This window comes from Microbulbifer taiwanensis, assembly GCF_014904815.1.
Lineage (GTDB): Bacteria > Pseudomonadota > Gammaproteobacteria > Pseudomonadales > Cellvibrionaceae > Microbulbifer > Microbulbifer taiwanensis.
In genome coordinates this window covers 1-21,970 of the sequence record NZ_JACZFR010000005.1, presented here as the reverse complement: position 1 = coordinate 21,970, position 21,970 = coordinate 1, and the positions used below count along the sequence as shown (strand labels likewise).

The 21,970-nt window shown below is 62.1% G+C and carries 13 protein-coding genes; 7 read left to right on the top strand and 6 right to left on the bottom strand.

What is annotated here, in order from left to right:
- Positions 1–126 precede the first annotated feature (126 nt).
- The 3 genes from IG627_RS00860 to IG627_RS00850 all read right to left on the bottom strand — a co-directional run bounded on the left by IG627_RS00860 (position 127) and on the right by IG627_RS00850 (position 6,026).
- Entirely contained in the window at positions 127–1,089 is a 963-nt protein-coding gene (locus IG627_RS00860; RefSeq protein WP_193189257.1) for a branched-chain amino acid transaminase, read from the bottom strand.
- A 176-nt stretch (positions 1,090–1,265) separates the two neighbouring features.
- Positions 1,266–4,133, bottom strand: a complete 2,868-nt coding sequence (glnE, locus tag IG627_RS00855; RefSeq protein ID WP_193189256.1) for a bifunctional [glutamate--ammonia ligase]-adenylyl-L-tyrosine phosphorylase/[glutamate--ammonia-ligase] adenylyltransferase — start codon at positions 4,131–4,133, stop codon at positions 1,266–1,268.
- Positions 4,134–4,250: 117 nt separating this feature from the next.
- On the bottom strand, positions 4,251–6,026 hold the full coding sequence (locus IG627_RS00850; RefSeq protein WP_193189255.1) for a GspE/PulE family protein: 1,776 nt from the start codon (positions 6,024–6,026) through the stop codon (positions 4,251–4,253).
- A 197-nt stretch (positions 6,027–6,223) separates the two neighbouring features.
- Between IG627_RS00850 and IG627_RS00845 the strand changes: the two genes are divergently transcribed.
- The 3 genes from IG627_RS00845 to IG627_RS00835 all read left to right on the top strand — a co-directional run bounded on the left by IG627_RS00845 (position 6,224) and on the right by IG627_RS00835 (position 9,104).
- Complete coding sequence (locus IG627_RS00845; protein ID WP_193189254.1) at positions 6,224–6,901, top strand: TIGR00153 family protein; 678 nt, start codon at positions 6,224–6,226, stop codon at positions 6,899–6,901.
- A gap of 12 nt (positions 6,902–6,913) precedes the next feature.
- On the top strand, positions 6,914–8,188 hold the full coding sequence (locus IG627_RS00840; protein ID WP_193189253.1) for an inorganic phosphate transporter: 1,275 nt from the start codon (positions 6,914–6,916) through the stop codon (positions 8,186–8,188).
- Between the two features lie 118 nt (positions 8,189–8,306).
- Positions 8,307–9,104, top strand: coding sequence for a PhzF family phenazine biosynthesis protein (locus tag IG627_RS00835; protein ID WP_193189252.1), 798 nt, complete (start codon positions 8,307–8,309; stop codon positions 9,102–9,104).
- A 33-nt stretch (positions 9,105–9,137) separates the two neighbouring features.
- On the opposite strand, the gene IG627_RS00830 is transcribed toward IG627_RS00835, so the two are convergent.
- Entirely contained in the window at positions 9,138–9,596 is a 459-nt protein-coding gene (locus tag IG627_RS00830; protein WP_193189251.1) for a DUF6314 family protein, read from the bottom strand.
- Between the two features lie 19 nt (positions 9,597–9,615).
- Between IG627_RS00830 and IG627_RS00825 the strand changes: the two genes are divergently transcribed.
- Both IG627_RS00825 and argE read left to right on the top strand, forming a co-directional pair.
- Complete coding sequence (locus tag IG627_RS00825) at positions 9,616–10,482, top strand: carboxylate/amino acid/amine transporter (protein WP_193189250.1); 867 nt, start codon at positions 9,616–9,618, stop codon at positions 10,480–10,482.
- 3 nt (positions 10,483–10,485) lie between these two features.
- Entirely contained in the window at positions 10,486–11,640 is a 1,155-nt protein-coding gene (argE, locus tag IG627_RS00820) for an acetylornithine deacetylase (RefSeq protein WP_193189249.1), read from the top strand.
- Between the two features lie 39 nt (positions 11,641–11,679).
- On the opposite strand, the gene IG627_RS00815 is transcribed toward argE, so the two are convergent.
- Together IG627_RS00815 and IG627_RS00810 are read right to left on the bottom strand one after the other, a co-directional pair.
- Positions 11,680–14,064: a Hint domain-containing protein gene (locus IG627_RS00815; protein ID WP_193189248.1), complete on the bottom strand. Its 2,385-nt coding sequence runs from the start codon at positions 14,062–14,064 to the stop codon at positions 11,680–11,682.
- Between the two features lie 87 nt (positions 14,065–14,151).
- Entirely contained in the window at positions 14,152–18,108 is a 3,957-nt protein-coding gene (locus tag IG627_RS00810; RefSeq protein ID WP_193189247.1) for a hypothetical protein, read from the bottom strand.
- A gap of 487 nt (positions 18,109–18,595) precedes the next feature.
- On the opposite strand from IG627_RS00810, the gene argA reads away from it, so the two are divergent.
- Together argA and ilvD are read left to right on the top strand one after the other, a co-directional pair.
- The gene (gene argA / locus IG627_RS00805; RefSeq protein ID WP_193189246.1) at positions 18,596–19,909 is read left to right on the top strand and encodes an amino-acid N-acetyltransferase; all 1,314 of its coding nucleotides are present in this window, start codon (positions 18,596–18,598) and stop codon (positions 19,907–19,909) included.
- A 137-nt stretch (positions 19,910–20,046) separates the two neighbouring features.
- Complete coding sequence (ilvD, locus tag IG627_RS00800) at positions 20,047–21,882, top strand: dihydroxy-acid dehydratase (protein WP_193189245.1); 1,836 nt, start codon at positions 20,047–20,049, stop codon at positions 21,880–21,882.
- Positions 21,883–21,970 lie beyond the last annotated feature (88 nt).

Here is a 21,970-nt window from a genome sequence, read left to right as displayed (position 1 = left end):
CTTCGATGGCCGGTCATTCGGCCATCGAAGGGTGGCTATTCTACGAGAAGTTGCCTGGCGGCTCTACAGACGGAGCGCGGCTGTGTGAGCGATTGCACACCCGCGAAGCCGCTTACTGCAAGTGGGCTACACCGCCGCCAGCCGCCCGGTTTCGTCCAGGCTGGGTTCGGCGACATCGCTCAGCCACCCCAGGTGTGCCTGGCCCCTGCCCTGACCCACGTCGAAGTAGAGGCCCTGCAAGCGCTTGGTGATGGGGCCGCGGCGCCCCGCACCTATGGTGCGGCCGTCGAGCATACGGATCGGCAACACCTCGGCAGCGGTGCCGGTAAAGAAGGCCTCGTCGGCGATATAGACCTCGTCCCGGGTGATACGCTTTTCCACTACCTGGTAGCCACACTCCTGCGCCAGCTGTATCACCGAGTTGCGGGTGATGCCGTCCAGGCAGGAGGTGAGCTCCGGCGTATAGAGGACGCCGTCGCTGACGATAAAGATATTCTCGCCGCTGCCCTCGGCCACATAGCCCTCCGGGTCCAGCAGCAACGCCTCCTCGCAGCCGTTGCGAATCGCCTCCTGCAGGGCCAGCATCGAATTGATGTAATTGCCGTTGGCCTTGGCCTTGCACATGCTGATATTCACATGGTGGCGGGTATAGGAAGAGGTGTTCACCTTGATCCCCAGCTCCCGCGCCTCCGGGCTCATATAGCTGGGCCACTCCCAGGCGGCGACGATCACATGGGTCTGCAGGCTGTCGGCGCGCAGCCCCATACCCTCTGAACCGTAGAAGACCATCGGGCGCAGGTAGGCCTCGCGCAGCTTGTTTTCGCGTACCACCAGCTTCTGCGCCTCGTTCAGCTGCTCGGCGTCGAAAGGCATGGACATGTTCATGATCTTGGCGGAACGGAACAGGCGCCGGGTGTGCTCCTGCAGGCGGAAGATGCTGGTGCCGGCGTCGGTTTCGTAGGCGCGCACGCCCTCGAAGACGCCCATTCCGTAGTGCAGCGTATGGGTGAGCACGTGAACGCGCGCGTCGCGCCAGGGAATCAACTCGCCGTCAAACCAGATAACGCCGTCGCGGTCGGCAAATGACATGGGGAAACTCCTACAAAATTTGCTATCTGCACTCTGTAGGAACGGCGGGGCGGCCCTCCGCCGTTGGCCGCGATCAGTACCGGGGCAAGGGCTGAGATCAATCGCGGCCAACGGCCGCTCCTACAAGGTGGAACCCGATAAAAACAGTGTAGGCAGCTGGGCCGGCGGTACATTTTCTAGCCGAGCAATTGCTGCCAGTTTGTTTGAACGGTCTTTCTTTCCGCTGTGAATTGGTCACCGCTAACCACTCCCGGCAGTTGTTGTAGTGCCAGGCGATGACCTTCAGATCGGTAGGCTTTGTAGGCGTCGATCAGATGCTCGGCTTGGTGGGCCGGCATCAGGCCCGTGTCTATCAGACTCTCGAGAATGCGGATATTGTCGGTGTAACGCACTATCGACGGCGCTTGTCGCGCCCAGGCCAGTGCTGCATATTGAACCATAAATTCAACATCGACAATACCGCCCGGCCCCTGCTTCAGGTCGAAGTTTTTATCGTTGCTTTTATCCAGGTGCGCACGCATTTTATCGCGCATGGCGACCACTTCCCCGCGCAATTCCTTCTCGTCCCTCGCCTCGCAAAGCAATTGCAGGCGCAGCTGCTCGAAGTCGGAACACAGCCTCGCACTGCCCGCCACCGGGCGTGCGCGCACCAGTGCCTGGTGCTCCCAGGTCCAGGCGCTCTCGCGCTGGTATTTCTCGAAGGCCGCCAGCGAGGTCACCAGCAGGCCCGAGTTGCCGGACGGGCGCAGGCGCGTGTCCACCTCGTAGAGTGGGCCGCTCAGGGTGCGGGTCTGCAGTATATGGATCAGGCGCTGGGCCAGGCGGGTATAGAAGCGCAGGTTGTCGATACTCCCATCCCTGCCGGCGCCGCCATCGGTGTACTGCATCGGGTCGGCGTCGTGCACGAAGACGATATCCAGGTCGGAGCCATGCCCCAGCTCCAGTCCGCCGAGTTTGCCGTAGGCGATGATCGCGAAGTGCATATCCTCCGGCGAGGCACCCGCCGGCAAACCGTGCTTTTCCACCAGCTGCGCCCAGGCCAGTTGCAGCGACTGCTGCAAAATCGCCTCCGCCAGCCAGGTCAGCGAGTCGCTGACTTTCATCAGCGGCAGGGCACCGCTGACTTCCTGGGCGGCGATACGCAAGCTCTGGCTCTGCTTGAAGTGGCGCAGTGCTTCCATCTGCGCCTCCAGGTCGGAGGTATCCACACGCAGTATTTCGCGGCGCAGTTCGTCGGCGATATCGGCGGCGGAGGCCGGCGCCAGCAGGCGGCGCGAGTCCAGCAGTTCGTCCAGCAGGATCGGGTGGCGCGCCAGCTGCTCAGCGATCCGGGGTGAAGCGGAACAGAGGCGCAGCAGCTGTTTCAGCACCGGCGGGTTTTCGTTGATCAGCACCAGGTAGGCGCTGCGGCGCAACACCGAGCGCACCAGCGGCAGTACCCGTGTGAGCGCCAACAGTGGCACATTCTCCTGAGCGGCGGCGGCGAGCAGCAGCGGCATTGACTGGTCCAGGCGCTGGCGCGCCGCGCTCGGCAGTGTCGCCACCACCGGCGCAGTGCGCAGGTCCGCGAGCAGGTCCAGCGCCTCCTGTGCCGGTGTAAAACCGGAATCTTCCAGCGCCTGTCGGTTTAACTCCGCGCTGGATTCATCCGCGCAGCCGGCCCAGAGCCCCTCCCATTCCTCCGCGGCGCTGGGCTCGGCGATTTCCTCCGGCGGCGCAATCACCGCATCGAATTCGCGCTCAATCACCGCGCGCTGCACCGCCAGCTCCTCCAGCAGCTGATCCCAGCCGTCGCGACCGAGGGCACAGGCCAGTTTGGCCCGGCGCTCATCTTCCGCCGGCAGCGTCTGCGTCTGCTGATCCCGCTCCGCCTGCAGCGCGTGCTCGACCCGGCGCAGCAGCAGGTAGGCGTCCGCCAGCCGTTGTGCGACCCCCGCCTCCAGGTGGCCGTCGCTCTCCAGTAGCGGCAACAGTCTCAGTAGGTTGCGCTCGCGCAGGGCCGGCTCGCGGCCACCGCGAATCAGCTGGAAGGCCTGGGCGATAAACTCCACCTCGCGGATACCACCGCGACCCAGCTTGATATTGTCACTGAGACCGCGGGCGCGCACCTGGCGCTGGATCAGGGATTTCATCTCGCGCAGCGCGTCTATGGCACTGAAATCGATATAGCGGCGGTAGGTAAACGGGCGCAGCAGCTCCATCAGTTCAGCGGCCACCGCTTCGTCGCCGGCCACCGGTCGCGCCTTGACCATAGCATAGCGCTCCCACTCCCGCCCCTGGGTCTGGTAGTAGTCCTCCAACGCGGCGAAGTGGCTGACCAGAGGGCCGCTGTCACCATAGGGGCGCAGGCGCATATCGACGCGGAATACGAAACCGTCGGCGGTGATGGCATCCAGGGACTTGATCAGGCGCTGGCCGAGGCGCTGGAAGAATTTCTGGTTCTCCAGGCCGCTCTCGCCGTCTGTCTCGCCGGGTTCCGGATAGGCGAAGATCAGGTCGATATCCGAGGACAGGTTCAACTCGCGCGCGCCCAGCTTGCCCATGCCCAGCACTACCAGGGACTGCGCATTGCCGTCGCTATCGCGGGGTTCGCCGTAGCGGTCGGCCAGCTGTCGGTGGTGCCAGGCGAGCGCGGCCTGGATACAGGTTTCCGCCAATTCCGTCAGGCGCAGGCAGACCCGCGGTATATCCCACTGGCCGGCGAAGTCGCGATAGATAACTTCGGCGGTGACGCGGTTTCTGAGCTGGCGCAGTGCCCGGTCCAGGCTCTCCTCGCTGTCGAACGGATCTGTGTCGAATACGTCGAGGCCCAGGTCCTCACTCTGCAGCAGTTCGGGTAGCAGATCGGGGTTATGGCAGCACTGGCGGTAGAGGAAGTCGGAACCGGTAAAACTGCGCAGCAGGGCCAGCTGCCGGGGTTCATCCTTTAATAGCGCTTCGGCTTTCGCGGCCAGCTCATGGCCCGCGGAGTCGCGCCAGTGGTTCCACTGGTCTTCAAATTGTTGCCGGAATTGTGGTGGGCAGGATTCAAGTCCTAGAGGCATTTTCGACTTCCTTTCGCGGCCACCGGCCGCTCCTACAAGGGAAAAAGAACTCCGCCGTGCAATGCGAAGATCCCCGGCAACAGGGCCGCCAAGTAACCGGTTTAGTAGCTACCCGGGTTAAAAGGCGATATCCGGTGGCGGCGCCACGCGCAGCACTTCGGCCACGGTGGTGATACCGGCGGCCACCTTGCGCGCGCCGGAGAGACGCAGACTGTTCATGCCCTCGCGCATCGCCTGGCGGCGCAGGGCCTGCAGGTCGCAGTCGGCGGTCACCAGGGTCTGGACAGACTCGCTGAACGGCAGTATCTCGTAGATACCCTGGCGGCCGCGGTAACCGGTGTTGCGGCACTCCAGGCAGCCCTCGGGGCGGTAGACGGTATCCGGCAGCGGCGCCTTCCAGGGCCGCACCAGTGAACTCCAGTCCTCCTCGCTGACCTTGTCCTTGCGCTTGCACGCCGGGCACAGGGTGCGCACCAGCCGCTGGGCCATGACGCCCAGCACCGTCGACTTCAACAGATAGTGTGGCAGGCCCAGGTCCAACAGGCGTGTCACCGCGGTGGGGGCGTCATTGGTGTGCAGGGTGGAGATCACCAGGTGGCCGGTGAGCGCCGCCTGCACCGCCATCTGCGCCGTCTCCAGGTCGCGGATCTCGCCCACCATAATGATGTCCGGATCCTGGCGCATCAGGGTGCGGATGCCCGCGGCGAAATCCAGGCCGATGGAGTGCTGCACCTGGGTCTGGTTGAAGCTCTCCTCCACCATCTCGATGGGATCCTCGATGGTGGAGACATTCACCTCGGTGGTGGCCAGCTGCTTGAGGCCGGTATAGAGCGTGGTGGTCTTGCCCGAGCCGGTGGGGCCGGTGACCAGCACTATACCGTTGGGGCGGGAGAGCATCTTCTGCCAGCGGGCCAGGTCGTCGCCGCCGAGGCCCAGGTCACTGTAGGAGCGCGCCAGTACCTCCGGGTCGAAGATCCGCATCACCAGCTTCTCGCCGAAGGCGGTAGGCAGGGTGGAGAGACGCAGCTCCACCTCGCTGCCGTCGGGGCGCTTGGTCTTGATACGGCCATCCTGAGGCTTGCGCTTCTCCGCCACATTCATACGCCCGAGAATCTTCAGGCGACTGGTGACGGCGGCGTTGACCTGGTCCGGCAGCTCGTGAATCGGGTGCAGCACGCCGTCGATACGAAAGCGGATACGGCCGACGCCGCGGCGCGGCTCTATGTGGATATCGCTGGCGCGCTGGTCGAAAGCGTGCTGCAGCAGCCAGTCGACAATATTGACGATGTGCTGGTCGTCCGCGTCCGGGTCCTTGAGCTTGCCCAGCTCCAGCAGCTGCTCGAAGTTGCCGGCGCTGGAACTGCCCTTGAGGCCACTGGCGCCGGAGATGGAGTTGGCCAGGGAGTAGAATTCGACGCAATAGCGCTGGATATCCGCCGGATCCGCCACCACCCGCTGCACCGCGCGGCCGCTGGTGTGCTCCAGCTGCTCCTCCCAACCGCTCGTATAGGGCTGGGAGGTGGCCACCAGCAACATATCCGGGCCCGCCTCGACGCAGAGGATCTGGTGGCGCTTGGCGAACTGGAAACTCATCATCTCGGTTACCGCGCCCACATCCACCTTCAGCGGGTCGATATGGTAGAGGCCGTGGGAGGAGGTATCAGCCAGCCACTGGGTCAGGGTGGCCGCGTCCAGTGTCTTGCCCGGGCGTTTCTGGTTCTCCAGTTCGCAGCTGGCGATATAGCTGAGCGGGTGCATCTGCGCTTGCTCGGCGGTGCGCGGCGTGCCGATCAGGCGGTTGGCGTCCAGTCGGCTGGCATAGCCCTGGGACACCAGATCCTCCAGCAGCCCCGGTAAATCCAGCAATCTGTCTGCCACTTTGCTCACTGCCATAGGGGCAACCCTTCTTCTATTCTTCTGATTACCTCGCGCTGGCGAATGCCAGGGCCTGACGGCGCATTGTAGCTTCATCGGCGCCCGGCGACAGTGCACAATTCCCACCCGATTACCGAATTTGGAAAGACTTGGGGTACCATGCCGCCCATTTCGCACCCTGAGCACATTTCGGACCCTGAACTGAGGAGCTAACCATGCCCCTGTCCAATATCGCCAACCTGTTTGGCCGCTCGCCGATCAAACCGATCGAGAAGCATATGGCCACGGCCCACGAGGCCTCGGCGGACCTGATCCCCTTCTTCGAGGCCCTGATGCAGGGCGACCTGGCCGAGGCCGAGAAGATACAGCTGCGTATCTCAGCCAGTGAGAACCGCGCCGACGACATCAAGCGCGACCTGCGCCTGCACCTGCCGGACAGCCTGTTTATGCCGGTATCCCGCTCGGACCTGCTGGAATTGCTGCGAGCCCAGGATGAGATCGCTAATACCGCCCAGGATATCGCCGGCCTAGCGATCGGCCGCAAGATGGAGATTCCGGCCGGGCTACAGCCGCTGATGAAGACCTTCGTCGACAGCGCCGTGGCCACTTCGTACCAGGCCCTGCGCGCCATCAATGAGCTGGACGAGCTGCTGGAGAGCGGCTTCGCCGGGCGCGAGGTCGATATCGCCCGGCGTATGACCGAGGAGCTGGACGAGCTGGAGCGCAAGTCCGACAAGCTGGAAGTGGAGATTCGCGCGGCCCTGTTCAAGATCGAGAAAGACCTGCCGCCGGTGGACGTAATCTTCCTCTACCGGGTTATTGAATGGATCGGCGACCTGGCCGACCGAGCTCACAGCGTGGGCAACCGATTGCAGTTGTTGTTGGCGCGCTAGGGGGGGCTAACCGTGGAAATTCTCAGTCAATACGGCACCATCCTGCTGATCCTCGCCTGTATCTTCGGCTTCTTTATGGCCTGGGGCGTGGGCGCCAACGACGTGGCCAACGCCATGGGCACCTCGGTGGGCTCGCGCGCACTGACCATCAAGCAGGCAATCTTTATCGCCATGATATTCGAGTTCGCCGGCGCCTACCTGGCCGGTGGTGAGGTCACAGCCACTATCCGCAAGGGGATTATCGATTCCGAGATCTTTGCCTCGCAGCCACAACTGCTCGTGTACGGCATGCTGTCGGCACTGCTGGCCGCCGGCACCTGGCTGATGATCGCCAGCATCCTCGGCTGGCCGGTATCCACCACCCACTCCATCGTCGGCGCCATCGTCGGCTTCTCCGCGGTGGGCATCTCCGCCGACGCGGTGTCCTGGGGCAAGGTGGGCTCCATCGTCGCCAGCTGGGTGGTTTCGCCGGTACTCGCGGGCACCATCTCCTTCCTGCTGTTCCGCAGCGTGCAGCGACTGATCCTCAATACCGAGGATCCCTTCGCCAACGCCAAGCGCTATATTCCCATCTATATGTTTGCGGTGGGCTGGATGATCGCCATGGTCACCCTGACCAAGGGCCTGAAGCATGTCTTCAAGGATCTGGATATCCAACTGGTCTTCTGGCAGGACGCGGGCATCGCGGCCCTGGCAGGCCTGCTGGTCATGGCCATCGGTATGGCCATGCTGAAACGCATCAAACGCGACCCGGCGCGGGAGAAGGACAACCGCTTTGCCAATGTAGAGCGGGTCTTCGCGATTCTGATGGTGTTCACCGCCTGTGCCATGGCCTTCGCGCACGGCTCCAACGACGTGGCCAACGCAGTGGGACCGCTGGCAGCCGTGGTCAACACGGTGCAGAGCGGCGCCGTGGTGGCCAAGGCCACCATGCCGTCCTGGATACTGCTGCTCGGGGGGCTGGGTATCGTCGTCGGTCTCGCCACCTACGGCTTCAAGGTGATGGCCACCATCGGCAAAAAGATCACCGAACTTACCCCGAGTCGCGGCTTCGCCGCCGAGCTGGGCGCCGCCTCCACCGTGGTGCTGGCATCGGGCACCGGCCTGCCGATCTCCACCACCCACACTCTCGTCGGCGCGGTATTGGGGGTGGGCCTGGCGCGGGGTATCGGCGCACTGAACCTGCGCATGGTCAGCACCATCGCCGTGTCCTGGGTGGTCACCCTGCCCGCGGGCGCCGGCATTGCCATTCTGTTCTTCTTTTTCTTCAAGGGCGTTTTCGGTTAACAATCAGCCCGGAAGTCTGGCCGCTGCCAAGCGGCTCTGATAAAAAGGGGAAGCGCCAAAGATAGATATGAGGGCGCTTCCCCTTTTTTATTTGCGCTTCGAGAAAAGGAATTTCCCCATGCAGCTTCCAATTTACCAGGCCGACGCCTTCACCTCGAAACTGTTCGGCGGCAACCCCGCCGCGCTGGTGCCGCTGCAACAGTGGCTGGCGGACGAGCTGCTGCAATCCATCGCCGCGGAAAACAATCTCGCCGAAACCGCCTTTACCGTGCCCGCCGCCGACGGCTATGAACTGCGCTGGTTTACGCCCGCCGCCGAGGTCCCCCTGTGCGGCCACGCCACCCTGGCCAGCGCGCACCTGCTGTGGACAGAGCTGGGCTGCCAGGCCGAGGTGATCCGCTTTTTCACCAGGAGTGGCGAGCTGCGCGTGTACTGCGCGGGCGAGCTGATTGAGATGGATTTTCCGGCGCAACCACCCGCGGAAATTCCACTGGTGCCGGAGTTAGTGGCCGCCCTCGGTGCCAAGCCGCTGCGCACACTGGCCCGCGAAGGCAACAGTGACATGATGATCGCGGAATTCGCCGATGCCGCACAGGTAGCGGAGCTGCAGCCGGACATGCACGCCGTCGCCGCGCTGCCACACCGGGGCCTTATCTGCACCGCCGCCGGCGACGGCTTCGGCTGCGACTTTGTCAGTCGCTTTTTCGCTCCCGCCATCGGTATCGACGAGGATCCGGTGACCGGCTCAGCGCACACATTGCTGGTCCCGTTCTGGGCAGAAAGACTCGACCGGACACGCCTGAGCGCGCGGCAAATCTCCGCCCGCGGCGGCGAACTGGAGTGCGAACTGGTTGGCGAAAGGGTACTGATACGCGGCCGGGCGGTGACTTACCTGCGTGGGCAGATAACTCTGTAGCCGTAGGGCGCGCCGTGCGCGAGCTGGAGTAGCTCACCAGTAGTGGTAGTGAAGCCGCTCGTTCTTGCGCGGCCCGTGGATCTGCCAGATCAACTCTAACTCATTTTTGTGCAGCAGCAGTTCTGCGGTGTATTTGTCGCGCCCACAGACATGCGCCGCCGCCTGGCGAAAACCGTGCTCTGTCACCGGCTGCAGCTCAAACAACAGCACCGGCTCGTCGCGGCGCAGGTGCTCGAGGCGCACCGACTCCGCCAGCAGTGTCCAGCGGTAGCGGTTCTGCAGCTCTACTTCGCGCCCGTCGCTATGGGTAAAATGCGCCGCCTCGGCAAAAACCAGCTGCCGTTCGCCGGCCACCACCCCGACACTGCCGCGCGCGTGACCGCGCCAGTCGGTGGCGGAGCCGGGCCCATTGCTGGCGGTAAAGCTGAACTCCGTCACCTTTACCAATCGCGCCCACAGCTGCGCTATCGCTCTACCCTGATCACTGGCCACTGAGCACTAACCACTAAAAATGCCATTACTGATATTTGTCACCGTCCTCTGGGCCTTTTCCTTCAGTCTGATAGGAGTCTACCTGGCGGGCCAGGTGGACAGCTATTTTTCCGTACTCACCCGCGTGCTGCTGGCCGCACTGGTATTTCTGCCGCTGCTGCACTGGCGCCGCTGCAGTCCGCGAACAGCGCTGACACTGATGGCCATCGGTGCCGTGCAGCTGGGGCTGATGTACCTCTTTTACTACCAATCGTTCCTGCTCCTCAGTGTGCCCGAGGTATTACTGTTCACCATATTCACACCGGTGTATGTCTCCCTGATCTACGATCTGCTGGCCGGGCGCTTCTCGTCCTGGAACCTGTCTGTCGCCGCGCTGGCGGTGTTCGGTGCCGCAATCATTCGCTGGGACCACCTCGACGGCGACTACTGGGCCGGCTTTGCTGTAGTCCAGGGCGCCAACCTGTGCTTCGCCACAGGGCAGGTCGCCTACAGACAGTTTATGCAGCGCAGGCAGCCATTGCCGGCGCGACAGACTTTCGCCTGGTTTTTTCTCGGCGCCGCGCTGGTGGCAATCACCGCCTGGCTGTGGCTGGGCAAACCGCAGTACCCACAGACGGCGGTGCAGTGGGGCGTATTGCTGTGGCTGGGACTGGTGGCTTCCGGCCTCGGCTACTTCCTCTGGAACAAGGGCGCCACCCTGGTCTCGCCGGGCACACTGGCGGCGATGAACAATGCGCTGATTCCGGCGGGACTACTGGTGAATCTGTTAATCTGGAACCGTGACGCCGATATTGCCCGACTGGCCGCCGGCGGCGCCATTATCGCCGCAGCAGTCATCGTCAACGAAGTGCGCATCAGAAAACAGGGAAGCAACCAAAAGGATTGAGCCATGGCTATTACCGCGCTACCAGACCTGAAACAACAGCTGCAGCAACTGGTGGCCTGCCCCAGTGTCAGCGCCACAGATCCCAAGCTGGATATGGGCAACCGCGGCGTGGTGGAACTGCTTGCAGCCTGGCTGGAAACGCTGGGCTTCGCGGTGGAACTGATGCCGCTCGAGGGCCAGTCGGACAAGGCCAATATGATCGCCACACTGGGCAGGGGTGACGGCGGGCTGGTGCTGGCGGGTCACACGGATACCGTGCCCTTCGACGACGGCCTCTGGCAGTCGGATCCTTTCAAGCTGACCGACAGGAACAACCGCTTCTACGGCCTCGGCGCCACCGACATGAAGGGCTTTTTCCCCATTGCCATAGAGGCGGCCAGGTCCTTTGTCGACAAGCCGCTGCAACAGCCGCTGATCATTCTGGCCACCGCCGACGAGGAGACATCGATGGCCGGCGCCCGCGCCCTGGTCAAAGCCGGCCGCCCCAAAGCCCGCTACGCGGTGGTGGGAGAGCCCACCGGGCTCAAGCCGATTCGGATGCACAAGGGGGCGATGATGGAGGCGGTGCGTATCACCGGCCAGTCCGGCCACTCCTCGGATCCAGCACTGGGCGCCAATGCGCTGGAGGCCATGTACAGAGCGATGGGCGAACTGCTGAAATTGCGCGGCGAGTGGCAGGAGCGCTACCGCAATCCGGGGTTTGCGGTACCCGTGCCGACACTGAATCTCGGCTGTATCCACGGCGGCGACAATCCCAACCGCATCTGCGGCCACACCGAATTGCAGTTCGACCTGCGCCCCCTACCCGGCATGGCATTGGACGATTTGCGCGCAGAACTGGATCAGCGCCTGCATGCCTGTATCGAGGATAAAAAGATCCGCCTCGAATACGCGCCGCTGTTTCTCGGCACCGAGGCCTTCGAACAGGACAGCAACTCGGAACTGGTAAAGGCTGCGGAAAAACTCACCGGCCACAGCGCCGAGAGCGTCGCCTTCGCCACCGAGGCGCCCTACTTCAAGAGTATGGGCATGGACACCATAGTCCTGGGCCCCGGGGATATCGACCAGGCGCACCAGCCGGATGAGTATCTCGGCCAGGAGCGGATTGATCCCATGGTGGAAGTGCTGCGCGGGCTGATTGCGAAATTCTGCCTGTAAACCGCGCGGGGCGGGCGCAACACCCTGCCCCGCGGTGGATTACTGCGGCGGGTTTACCGGCGGGAACAGGCCCGAGGACTGCACACTGCCGATCTGGCTCAACAGTTTGGCGGCATTCGGCAAGTTTTCCTTCAGGAAGGCGCCGGCCGCCGCGCCCAGTGACTGGGCAAAGGCCGCCTGCCTGTCCGCCGTCCACTGCGCCCTGGCCTTCTGTTCAGCGACGAAGAGGGCATCGGAGAGCTGCCTCAGGTCGTATCCCAATTGCCCCAATAACTGCCCCTGTTCGTCGAGAATCAGAGCCTGCTGTTCAGCAAATCCCGCATCAATGTTAGCCGGCAGGTTGGCGGCGCCGGTACAACCTAGGCGCTGCTGGGTCTGCAGATCCACGATGTGGAACATGAAACTCCAGGGTGCATCGCCCTCTTCCGCCAGCGGACGCCAGTCACTGAAGTAGAGTACCTGGTCGAACAGTTCGTGGTACAGGTTGGACCTGGCCTGGAAGGCCGGCAGCTGCTGGGTGAAGCGGGCATCGCCACGGCAGACCTGCACCTGTAAGGCCAGATTGTGCTGAGGGACTGAGACCAGGCTGCCATCCAGAGCCAGACTGTACACGGAAACAGAGAGCATGGTGGCATCGCCGTTGGCCACCGGCTGCAGGCTGCGCCAGCCCAGGCTGATGGCGCTGCTGATCTGATTGCCGAAAACCGCCAGCAATCCTTCGTAATAATTGGAATAACGGCGATTGTAAGTGCCATCGACATTCTTGAATGCCTCGCTCATGCCAACCAGCGCCTCGTGGAAGTGCCGCTCCGGCAAAGCTGCCAGGCCCGGCTGGTAGCGGTGCTCGCGCGGCGCGGCCAATACCCGCGGCAACAGGGTGGTGGCCATCGAGGAGAGCCCCAGGTTGATCACGTCGGTAAAGTCCTGCTCCGGCACTTCCGCCAGCTGTGCGAGCACTTCGTCCGCCGAGCCCTGCAGCATCAGGCTGAGCGCCTCGGTAGTTTGTGGCGCGACACCGAAGCGCGGAAACTCCGAAGACACCAGATACTGGCCCCGATCATCGCCGACGAAATATTCCGACAGGCCGTCCGAACCGAAATCCACAACCAGGTCGTAAAGGACTTCGGTCTCCGACCCCAAGCCCGGATCGGTGTTGATGCCGGCCACGTCCGCCGCCACCAGCCCCTCCTCCGCGCTGTACCGCGCCAGTTGCCGGCCACGCCCCACTCCCAGGGACACGACACCGAGGCTGGCGGAGGTGGGAATGGTATCGATCAGTCCAATGGGATCCACTGCCGCCAGATAGGGTTCCTGCCGGGCAGTAGCGGCGCTGTAGAGTACAAACGGGTGGGTAGCGGAAAATTCGAAACTGTGCCCCGCAAGGCTGTACATCTGGCGCTTCAGGCGCAGCGGCTCGGCGAGCATTCTGACTTCCTTACTGCCGCCGGGCACCTTGACCAAATCCCCCGCCGCCACCTGCTCAATGTTTTTCAACGTGCCGTCCGCCATCACCACCCTGGCGCCTGCCTTGAAACAGCTACTGCTGGGCACTTCGCGGTAGCCGTTGCCCGGCTGGCTGTTGGCGGTGAACTCGTAGGCGTTACTTTCACGCATACAGGAGGGCCAACGACTGCCGGGGTAGACGTAACAGATTTCCTTCAGGATGCCGTCGCTGGCATCCGCCTGAATGTCGTGCCAGCTGATGTCGTTGCCAAACCAGCGGCCGTAGCACTGCCAGCGCCCCCGGTCCACACTCGCAGGAATGGGCACGTCCTGTCCCTTCAGATAATCAATCACGCCATTGATATCGGCGTCGCTGGCCCCGAGTACTTTCAATTTGGCGAAGTGATGAAACATCTCCCAGTCGCCATTGCCCCAGGTACCGCTGGCGACCTGCGCCAGTTTGGCGTCGGCGAAGGGCGGACTCTGGATCAGCGACAGGTAAGCGGACCTGGCCGCGACATAGCTGGCGGAGCCGATGGCATCGAACGCACTTTTTACCGGCCCGGCGACCTGCTCCAGAAGGCTGCTGTAGAAAGGCATGGCGCTGCTCAACAGAGTACCCATGTACGAGGCGATATCCCGCTCGGCCCTTTTGTGGTCCAGCTGTTTACGCAGGTTGGAGGTAATCTTGTACATGGCCTCACACAGCAGTGCCACATTGAAATTTCTCCAGTAGCTGCCAGAGAGCCCGGTGGCTGCCCCCACCAGATCCTGGTAACTCACAGAGCCGTAACGGGGGAAAAAGATATCGATAAACCTGTCGCCGCTGACGCCGATATAAGGCGTTGTCGCGCGCCCGGGGGTAGCCCCCTTCACACAGTTGACCAGCGCATCGCGGGCAGCATTCGCCACCGGATTGTTGCCGAGTACCGGCAGGCTGCTCATCAGTATCTCGACTTTTTGTTGCAGTGTTGCTGTCATTTTTTTCTCGCAGGGTTTCTGGAAGGGAGTACGGTGGGAGTTAACCGACAATCTGGGGCCCGCTATTGCGGGCCCCAGGGTCTCGACTCAGGTGCTACTGGGCTGTAGTACTTCCAGCGTGAAACTGTCGTTCACACTGCCCACAGAATTGCTGAGCACCAGTTGATAGCCCGCCTTCGCCATGGCCGTGGGCGCCACGCCAGTCTTTTGCGAAACCACTCCGGTGGCGCTGTCCAACTGCATAAAGTCCGGCAGTGCGGGGCTTACCGCCCAACGCCTCGGCTCGCTGCCGGGCATTGCCAGCGCCGGCCCCTGGCTGACGTCGCGGTTATAGGTGTAGATACTGATGTCCGGCATCATCAGCCCCGCGGGTGCCGTCACCACCATTTCAATGGTCCAGCTCAGGCCCTGGCCGGAGGCCACAACACTGCCGCCGCTGGTTGAAAGGTAGGTACTCTTCCCATTCACCTCTTTGTCGTAGGCGTTACACAGGGTGAAGGGGGCCGCGGACAGATGATCGCCCGAGTAGCTGGCCGCGCCCTGCATATCGGCGTACCAAAGCTGCCGACGGGTGTCGTCAGCCGGGGTTATGGGAGCCTCGGCGCCGATGGAGCCATCCGCTTTCAGGGTGAGCACCTTGGTGGCGAACCTGCCCTGGTCGTCCACCATGGGCGCGATGAATCTGGCCCGGCCCAATTCGTCCACCACCAGATAGAAGGCACTGTGCGAGGTGTGGTCCTCGGCCCCGATGGACACACTGCCGTCCAGGTTCAGAAACAGTGCCTTGCTCGCGTCGCCGTCAGCCGCCAGAGTGACGCCGGAACGCTGGTCCTGTCCCTGGGGCTGGAATACCTCGAAGTAATCGATCTCTGTGGCGTAGGGCATGTAGTAGCCGGCCTTCCTGGCCTTGCCCCTGGCGAACTCCTCTACCGGGGAGGGACGCTTCTGGGTCATGAAAATAATCAGCAGTATGGCGCCCGCGACCATCGCAAGCACCCCGATCACCGCCACCACCGAGAGAATCGTCGACACCGCCAACCCACCGACCACTGCGGTTTCCGCACCGAAGGCGGATAGCGCCCAGCTGCCGCCGGTGGCAATCAGCTCCAGGGTGGAGGCGGCGAGGAACAGGGAGTTGGCGGCTATTTCCAGTGGCTGGTCGGCATTCACCAGGAAATAGATACTCATGATGATGCCGAAGATAGCGGTGATGGCACCGAAACGCGTAGCCACAAATTCATCCAGGTTGCGACCGAAAATGCGCCGGGTGAGAGTGAGTTCCGCCTCCTCTTCATTGAGAGCGCTCTCTTCGGCGAGCAGTGCAGCCTGTTCCATACTGCTCTGATTCGGCCAGGCACCACCGCCCTCTTCGATCAGCCATCGGCGGAAACCGGTGAGGTTGCGCCGTTGCGCATTGGTAAGCAATTCCTTGCTGAAGAACTGGCGCACTCCCTGCCACAAGCCCTGGTCCGCATCCAGCACCGCGGCGACGGCAACACCGCGCTTGGCGACCATCATGATCAGCTGGGCGCTTATGCCAACGCCGTAGCCGATCAGGGTGGCCTGTTGCATGGCGCTGAGGTCTTTCCACTTCAGGCTGCCGGTGACAAAACCTACGATCATAAAGGTGAGTGCCATCATGGCCACACCGTAGACCGCCATTTTGGGCACGCCATTGCCGAAGAATTTGGCACAGCTGGACTTGTAGGCGTTGATCAGCCGCCCCCAGGTAAATAGGCCCCCCATGGCCACCGAGGTCTGCTGAAACACCTGCAGTATATCGTTGAGGTAACCCTGTTCCTGCGCCTGCTGCAGAGCCTCCGCAGCTTCTTTCATCTCGGGGTCGGGGCTATTGATATAGGTCTCGATAAATTTCTGTACTATCGCGTTGACCGCATAGCTATAGTCCTCCAGGTCCCCGCTGTAGTCGATCAGCTGCGGCAGAATGTTGGAGACCTGGAACAGCTGGATGGTCTCGGCAAACTGCTGATCGAAGAAGTTGCTCGGGTCCAGCACGTTCAGCACCGCGGAGGTTCGCTGCACCCGCTGCATGAATACAGAGCCGTCCACGTTGGGATCCGGATTGAAGGAGATAGCCTGTAACACGTTCAGGAACAGCGGATTGATGCTGTATTTGAACATCGCGTAGGCCCAATAGAGTTTCTTCTCCTTGGCGTACTGGCTGATGCTGTCCACCTGATCGAGCAGTTGCTGGATAGACTCGGGGGTGCCCTCCACCTGCTGCTGTATTTCCTCCTTCCAGGTGGCGCTATCGGCATCAATCAGCGCGTTGTAGGAGTCGGCATTGTTGCGCTGATCGGAGAGGAACCAGCCAATATCATTCAGGCTGCCGTTACTCGGGTCTGTCATCCAGCGATTGGTGTAGAGCGCCGGTCCCTGGACCTTGAAAACATCGCTGGTGGAAGCCTGGGTCCTGAGCCATTTGTTGGCGCGCACGGCATTCAGATACTTGCTGGCCGGATCGTTGTCCCAGTTGGCCACAGTGCCGGTAAGGTAGGAGACCGCCAGGCTCTTGTACCAGCTCTCCGGGTCCTCGCCCTTGGTACCGCGCATCTGCGCTATGCCTTTGAGAGTGGGGTCTAGGGTGATGGGATTGGGATTGATGAAGGTTTCGCGCAGGTCTGAAGGCATGTAGTACTGCAGTATCTGGTAAAAATCCTCCATGCTCTGGTTTTGCACCCCGTCGTAGTAGCCCTGGTCGTCCTTGCGGAACTGATCCATATTCACCAGATCCATCAGCGAGTGCCCGGTGTCCTCCACCTGGGCCAGGCTGGCGAGCAGCGCAGCCTGGGTATTGGGCTGGTGCGCAAATTCCGCCGCTCGGGCCACCGCGGTATCCGGGTGTATGGCTTTGCCCTTGAGGCCATTGCTGCCGCCGGTGATCCTGTCACCCAGCGGGGACAGCTCAAATTGACCACTCTCCGGCAATCCGGTGGCAACCTGCACCACCTGGTTGAGCCCCCGCCAGTGCACTGTGTTGCCCAACACCTTGGTGCCGCCAGCGGCGGTGCCGTCCACATACAACCTGCCATTGGCCAGCGCAATCAGACTCTGCTGTTTTTTCTTCGGCGCGCTCTCGTGGCTCACCGCGAAGAGACCCATATGCACATTCGGGTTGTAGGTGCCCTGACAGCCATAGGCGGTGCCATCGAGATCGCGCTTTTCACTCAGCATGGCCGCATTGAATGTCCGATACCCACCCGACAACTGGCCGACAAAAATGTATGGAAATTTTTTACTGGTGAAGCGCGCAATAGGGTTGTATGGGTCCGGCTGCGGGGTCATACCCACGTTCAGGTTGAACTGCAGGTTGTAGTTGGCATCGAGATAGGCCGTATAGTTACTGAGTTGAGGTTCCCAGGTCTCGTTGGTTTCCAGGTCCTTGAAGATCACCTTCATCAGGTAAACGGTCTGGCCGGCAATGACAGTGCTACCGTCTATGCCGTAAGTGAACTCCATATTGTTGTCTTCCGGCCAGGTCGACTCTTTCCACATATTCGAGCTGGGATCATAGTTCAGCTGTGGCGCCACTGAACTTCCGGAAACATAGGCCGCGCCGGCGGCGACTTTCATATCATAGGTAACGGGCTTCACGTGAATCTGGGCACCCACAGGCTGGCCATCGAGCTCCAACAGTCCGTTGCCGATAACCTTGTCTGCATTGAGATGGAAGTTGCCACGCAGGTCCCTGCCATTGACCCGCTGGCGAAACTTTAAGGTGGCAGTGTCGTGCTCGAAGGTCCAGTTCTGGCTGGCGATGGGGCTATCATCAACGAACAGCTGATCTACCTGGTCGCCGTCACGGCCTTTCAGTTTCAGGGAAATACTCTCCGGGAGACCCGCTGGCAGCGTGCCCCGCAGGATGCCCTTTAGTACTTTGATATTAAATGTACGCGACTGGCCGAAAAGATGGCGTATTTGCCGTGAAGTGGCTGTTGCCGCACTGCTATTGATTTCCAACCTTGCCTGGCGCTGGGCAGGATCGGCATTGACGGGGGAGGACGACTCGATAACCGGGTCCATGGTTTCTCCTTACAATTAAATTCAATTACAAGGAAGAACAAACTTCGTCACGACCGCACACTGCTCTTCCATGGCGAGTGTTAAGGGGGAGACACACCCCGTGAGAGATGAATGCTTGGAAGCGGATCCACAAGGGTTGTATATCAACCCGGCGGCGCTGTGCACTGCATGACCACGCGTTGCGATATTGCCTGGAAGCGATTCTCCGGCGCCTCCAAGTCGGAAGCAGCGGAAGGCCATTAACCGGCAACACCAAAGAGCTGTCAATCGAAGGCGGCGAATAAATGCTAAATTTCAAACCTTATTTGCAAAACTGTTTGCATCAGAGAACAAATGTACAAAGTCGAGACGCAATAATCATTTTTCAACTGCATCATCATCCTTTGGGAGGTGCAATCGGTATTACAGAGAATTTGGCCAGCTGGGACTTCTGCGGCGGATTTGCGGTATATTTTACAGCTCTTCAAGTACTAACCCGGAAGTCCCAGTGAGTGACAACAACGCCTCCCTGAACTGGTTTCGCCACGCCGCGCCCTATATCAACGACCTGCGCGGCCGCACCCTGGTGATTGCCATGCCCGGCGATGCGCTGGAGCACGGGAATTTCCGCAACCTGGTACACGACCTGGCACTGCTCGCCAGCCTCGGTGTGCGCCTGGTGGTGGTGCACGGTGCACGCGCGCAGGTGAACCGCGCCCTGGCCGAACGAGGCATCGAGAACCAGTTTCACGGCAATACCCGTGTGACCGATCGCGAGACCCTGGAAATCACCAAGGCCGCGGTGGGCAAATTGCGCTTCGATATCGAGGCGGCCTTTTCCCAGGGACTGCCGGACTCACCCATGGCGCGCTCGGCGCTGAAAGTGATCTCGGGCAACTTCGTCACCGCGCGCCCCATCGGTGTGCTGGACGGCGTCGACCTGCGCTGGACTGGGTCGGTGCGGCGCATGGAGGTGGACACCATCAACCGCGCCCTGGAGCAGGGGGCGCTGGTGCTGCTATCGCCACTGGGCACTTCCCTGACCGGTGAACTCTTCAATTTGAATTACCTGGACCTGGCCGCTGAAGCCGCGCGCGCACTGCAGGCGGAAAAGCTGGTGTTGTTCCGCGAACCCCCGCAGCTGCTGGTCGACGGCGAGGCAGTGCACGAACTGAGTATCGTGCAGGCGGAACAGGTAGTTTCGCAGGTGCCGAGTGAGGCGCTGCGCTGTGCCATTCGCGCCTGTAATGCCGGCACGCCGCGCACCCATCTGCTGAGCTATGCACAGGACGGCGCCCTGGTGCAGGAGCTGTTCCGCCGCGAGGGCGCCGGCACCATGATCTATCGCGACAGCTACGAGGTGATCCGCCGCGCGCGTATCAACGATGTGGGCGGCATTCTCGGACTGATTCGCCCACTGGAAAAGCAGGGCATACTGGTGCGTCGCTCGCGGGAAAAGCTGGAGGCCGAGATAGACCACTTCACCCTGGTGGAAGTGGACGGCACCCCGGTGGCCTGCGCGGCCCTCTACCCGATACAGGACGAGCACGGCGAAATGGTCGCAGCGGAACTCGCCTGTGTGGCTATTCACCCGGACTTTCGCGGCGGCGGTCGCGGTGCCAAGTTGCTTCATCACCTCGAGCGCCAGGCCGGCGTCCTGGGCCTGCAAGAGCTCTATGTGCTCACTACCCAGACGGAGCACTGGTTTATCGAACACGGCTTCACCCAGGTAGCGGTACAGGATCTGCCCGCGTCGCGGCAGTCTCTGTACAACATACAGCGCAATTCCCGGGTTTTACGCAAGCCGCTGGCGGCGCAATAGTCCTTTTGCAAAAGGACACAGACAGGAACATCCATCCTATACAGGCCGGCGATGCCGTAGCTTTGCGCGAAATCATCCCGGTCAATCCCTTTTTTTGCTAAGCTGTCGCTCCCATTTTGTACAGCCGGACCCTTGCTATGCCTCAGTATCGCTCCCGTACCTCCACCGCCGGACGCAATATGGCCGGCGCCCGCGCCCTCTGGCGGGCCACCGGTATGAAGGACGACGATTTCCACAAGCCGATCATCGCCATCGCCAACTCCTTTACCCAGTTCGTGCCCGGCCACGTACACCTGAAGGATATGGGCCAATTGGTGGCGCGGGAGATTGAGAAGGCCGGCGGCGTGGCCAAGGAATTCAACACCATCGCGGTGGACGACGGCATTGCCATGGGCCACGACGGCATGCTCTACAGCCTGCCCAGCCGCGAGATCATCGCCGACTCGGTGGAATATATGGTGAACGCCCACTGCGCCGACGCGCTGGTGTGCATCTCCAACTGCGACAAGATCACCCCGGGCATGTTGATGGCGGCGCTGCGGCTGAATATCCCGGCAATATTCGTCTCCGGCGGCCCCATGGAAGCGGGAAAGACCAAGCTGGCGGAGCACAAGCTGGACCTGGTGGACGCGATGGTGATCGCCGCCACCGATTCCGCCTCCGACGAGGAAGTGGCCGAGTACGAGCGCTCAGCCTGCCCCACCTGCGGCTCCTGCTCCGGCATGTTCACCGCCAACTCGATGAACTGCCTGACCGAGGCCCTGGGCCTGTCCCTGCCCGGCAATGGCACAATGCTCGCCACCCACGCGGACCGCGAGGCGCTGTTCCTGCGCGCCGGCCGCGAAATCGTCGCCCTGGCCAAGCGCTATTACGATGAGGATGACGACAGCGCACTGCCGCGCACCATCGCCAACCGCGCCGCCTTTGAGAATGCCATGGCCCTGGATATCGCCATGGGCGGCTCCACCAATACCATCCTGCACCTGCTGGCCGCGGCACAGGAGGGTGAGGTGGACTTCACCCTGGCGGATATCGATCGGATGTCGCGCAAGATTCCACAGCTGTGCAAGGTGGCGCCGAACACCCAGAAATACCATATCGAGGACGTGCACCGCGCCGGCGGCGTGATGGCAATTCTCGGCGAGCTGGAGGCCGCAGGCCTGCTGGATGCCTCCCTGCCAACGGTACACAGCGATTCCATGCTCGAGGCGCTGGAACAGTGGGATATCCGCCGCACCGACGACAAGGCCGTGCACGATTTCTATCGCGCCGGTCCCGCAGGCATTCCCACCCAGACCGCCTTCAGCCAGGACTGCCGCTGGGCGAGCCTGGACGGCGATCGCCAGGCCGGCTGCATCCGCTCGGCAGAATACGCCTACTCCGCCGAAGGCGGCCTGGCAGTGCTGTTCGGCAACCTTGCCCCGGGCGGCTGCGTAGTAAAAACTTCCGGTGTGGAAGAGGAGCTGTGGCAGTTCGAGGGCCCGGCCCATATCGTCGAGAGCCAGGAAGCCGCAGTGCAGCATATTCTCGACGGTAAGGTAAAGGCCGGGGAGGCAGTGATTGTCCGCTACGAGGGCCCCAAGGGCGGGCCGGGCATGCAGGAGATGCTCTACCCCACCAGCTACCTGAAGTCGAAGGGTCTGGGGAAATCCTGCGCGCTGATCACCGACGGCCGCTTCTCCGGCGGCACCTCCGGCCTGTCCATCGGCCATGTATCACCGGAAGCCGCTTCCGGCGGCACCATTGGCCTGGTGGAAAATGGCGATACCATCCGCATCGATATTCCCGCACGCAGTATCGAGGTGGTGATCAGCGATGAGGAACTGCAGCGGCGCCGGGAGGCCATGCAGGCCAGGGGCACCGATGCCTGGAAGCCCCGCGAGGCGCGGCCGCGCAAGGTGAGCAAGGCACTGAAGGCCTATGCACTGCTGGCTACCAGTGCCGATCGCGGCGCCGTACGCGAAATCGATTGATTCAAATAGCAATCAGTGCGCGGGGGGGACCCCACAGGGTTCCCCTTGGGGGGGGCCGCCGCACCCAGCCCCCCGCTAATCCCCCCCT

Bases quoted from the DNA above. Each gene is read 5' to 3' on its own strand.
- IG627_RS00860 (WP_193189257.1), bottom strand. From the start codon at position 1,089: ATGTCATTTGCCGACCGCGACGGCGTTATCTGGTTTGACGGCGAGTTG.
- glnE (WP_193189256.1), bottom strand. From the start codon at position 4,133: ATGCCTCTAGGACTTGAATCCTGCCCACCACAATTCCGGCAACAATTT.
- IG627_RS00850 (WP_193189255.1), bottom strand. From the start codon at position 6,026: ATGGCAGTGAGCAAAGTGGCAGACAGATTGCTGGATTTACCGGGGCTG.
- IG627_RS00845 (WP_193189254.1), top strand. From the start codon at position 6,224: ATGCCCCTGTCCAATATCGCCAACCTGTTTGGCCGCTCGCCGATCAAA.
- IG627_RS00835 (WP_193189252.1), top strand. From the start codon at position 8,307: ATGCAGCTTCCAATTTACCAGGCCGACGCCTTCACCTCGAAACTGTTC.
- IG627_RS00825 (WP_193189250.1), top strand. From the start codon at position 9,616: ATGCCATTACTGATATTTGTCACCGTCCTCTGGGCCTTTTCCTTCAGT.
- argE (WP_193189249.1), top strand. From the start codon at position 10,486: ATGGCTATTACCGCGCTACCAGACCTGAAACAACAGCTGCAGCAACTG.
- IG627_RS00815 (WP_193189248.1), bottom strand. From the start codon at position 14,064: ATGACAGCAACACTGCAACAAAAAGTCGAGATACTGATGAGCAGCCTG.
- IG627_RS00810 (WP_193189247.1), bottom strand. From the start codon at position 18,108: ATGGACCCGGTTATCGAGTCGTCCTCCCCCGTCAATGCCGATCCTGCC.
- ilvD (WP_193189245.1), top strand. From the start codon at position 20,047: ATGCCTCAGTATCGCTCCCGTACCTCCACCGCCGGACGCAATATGGCC.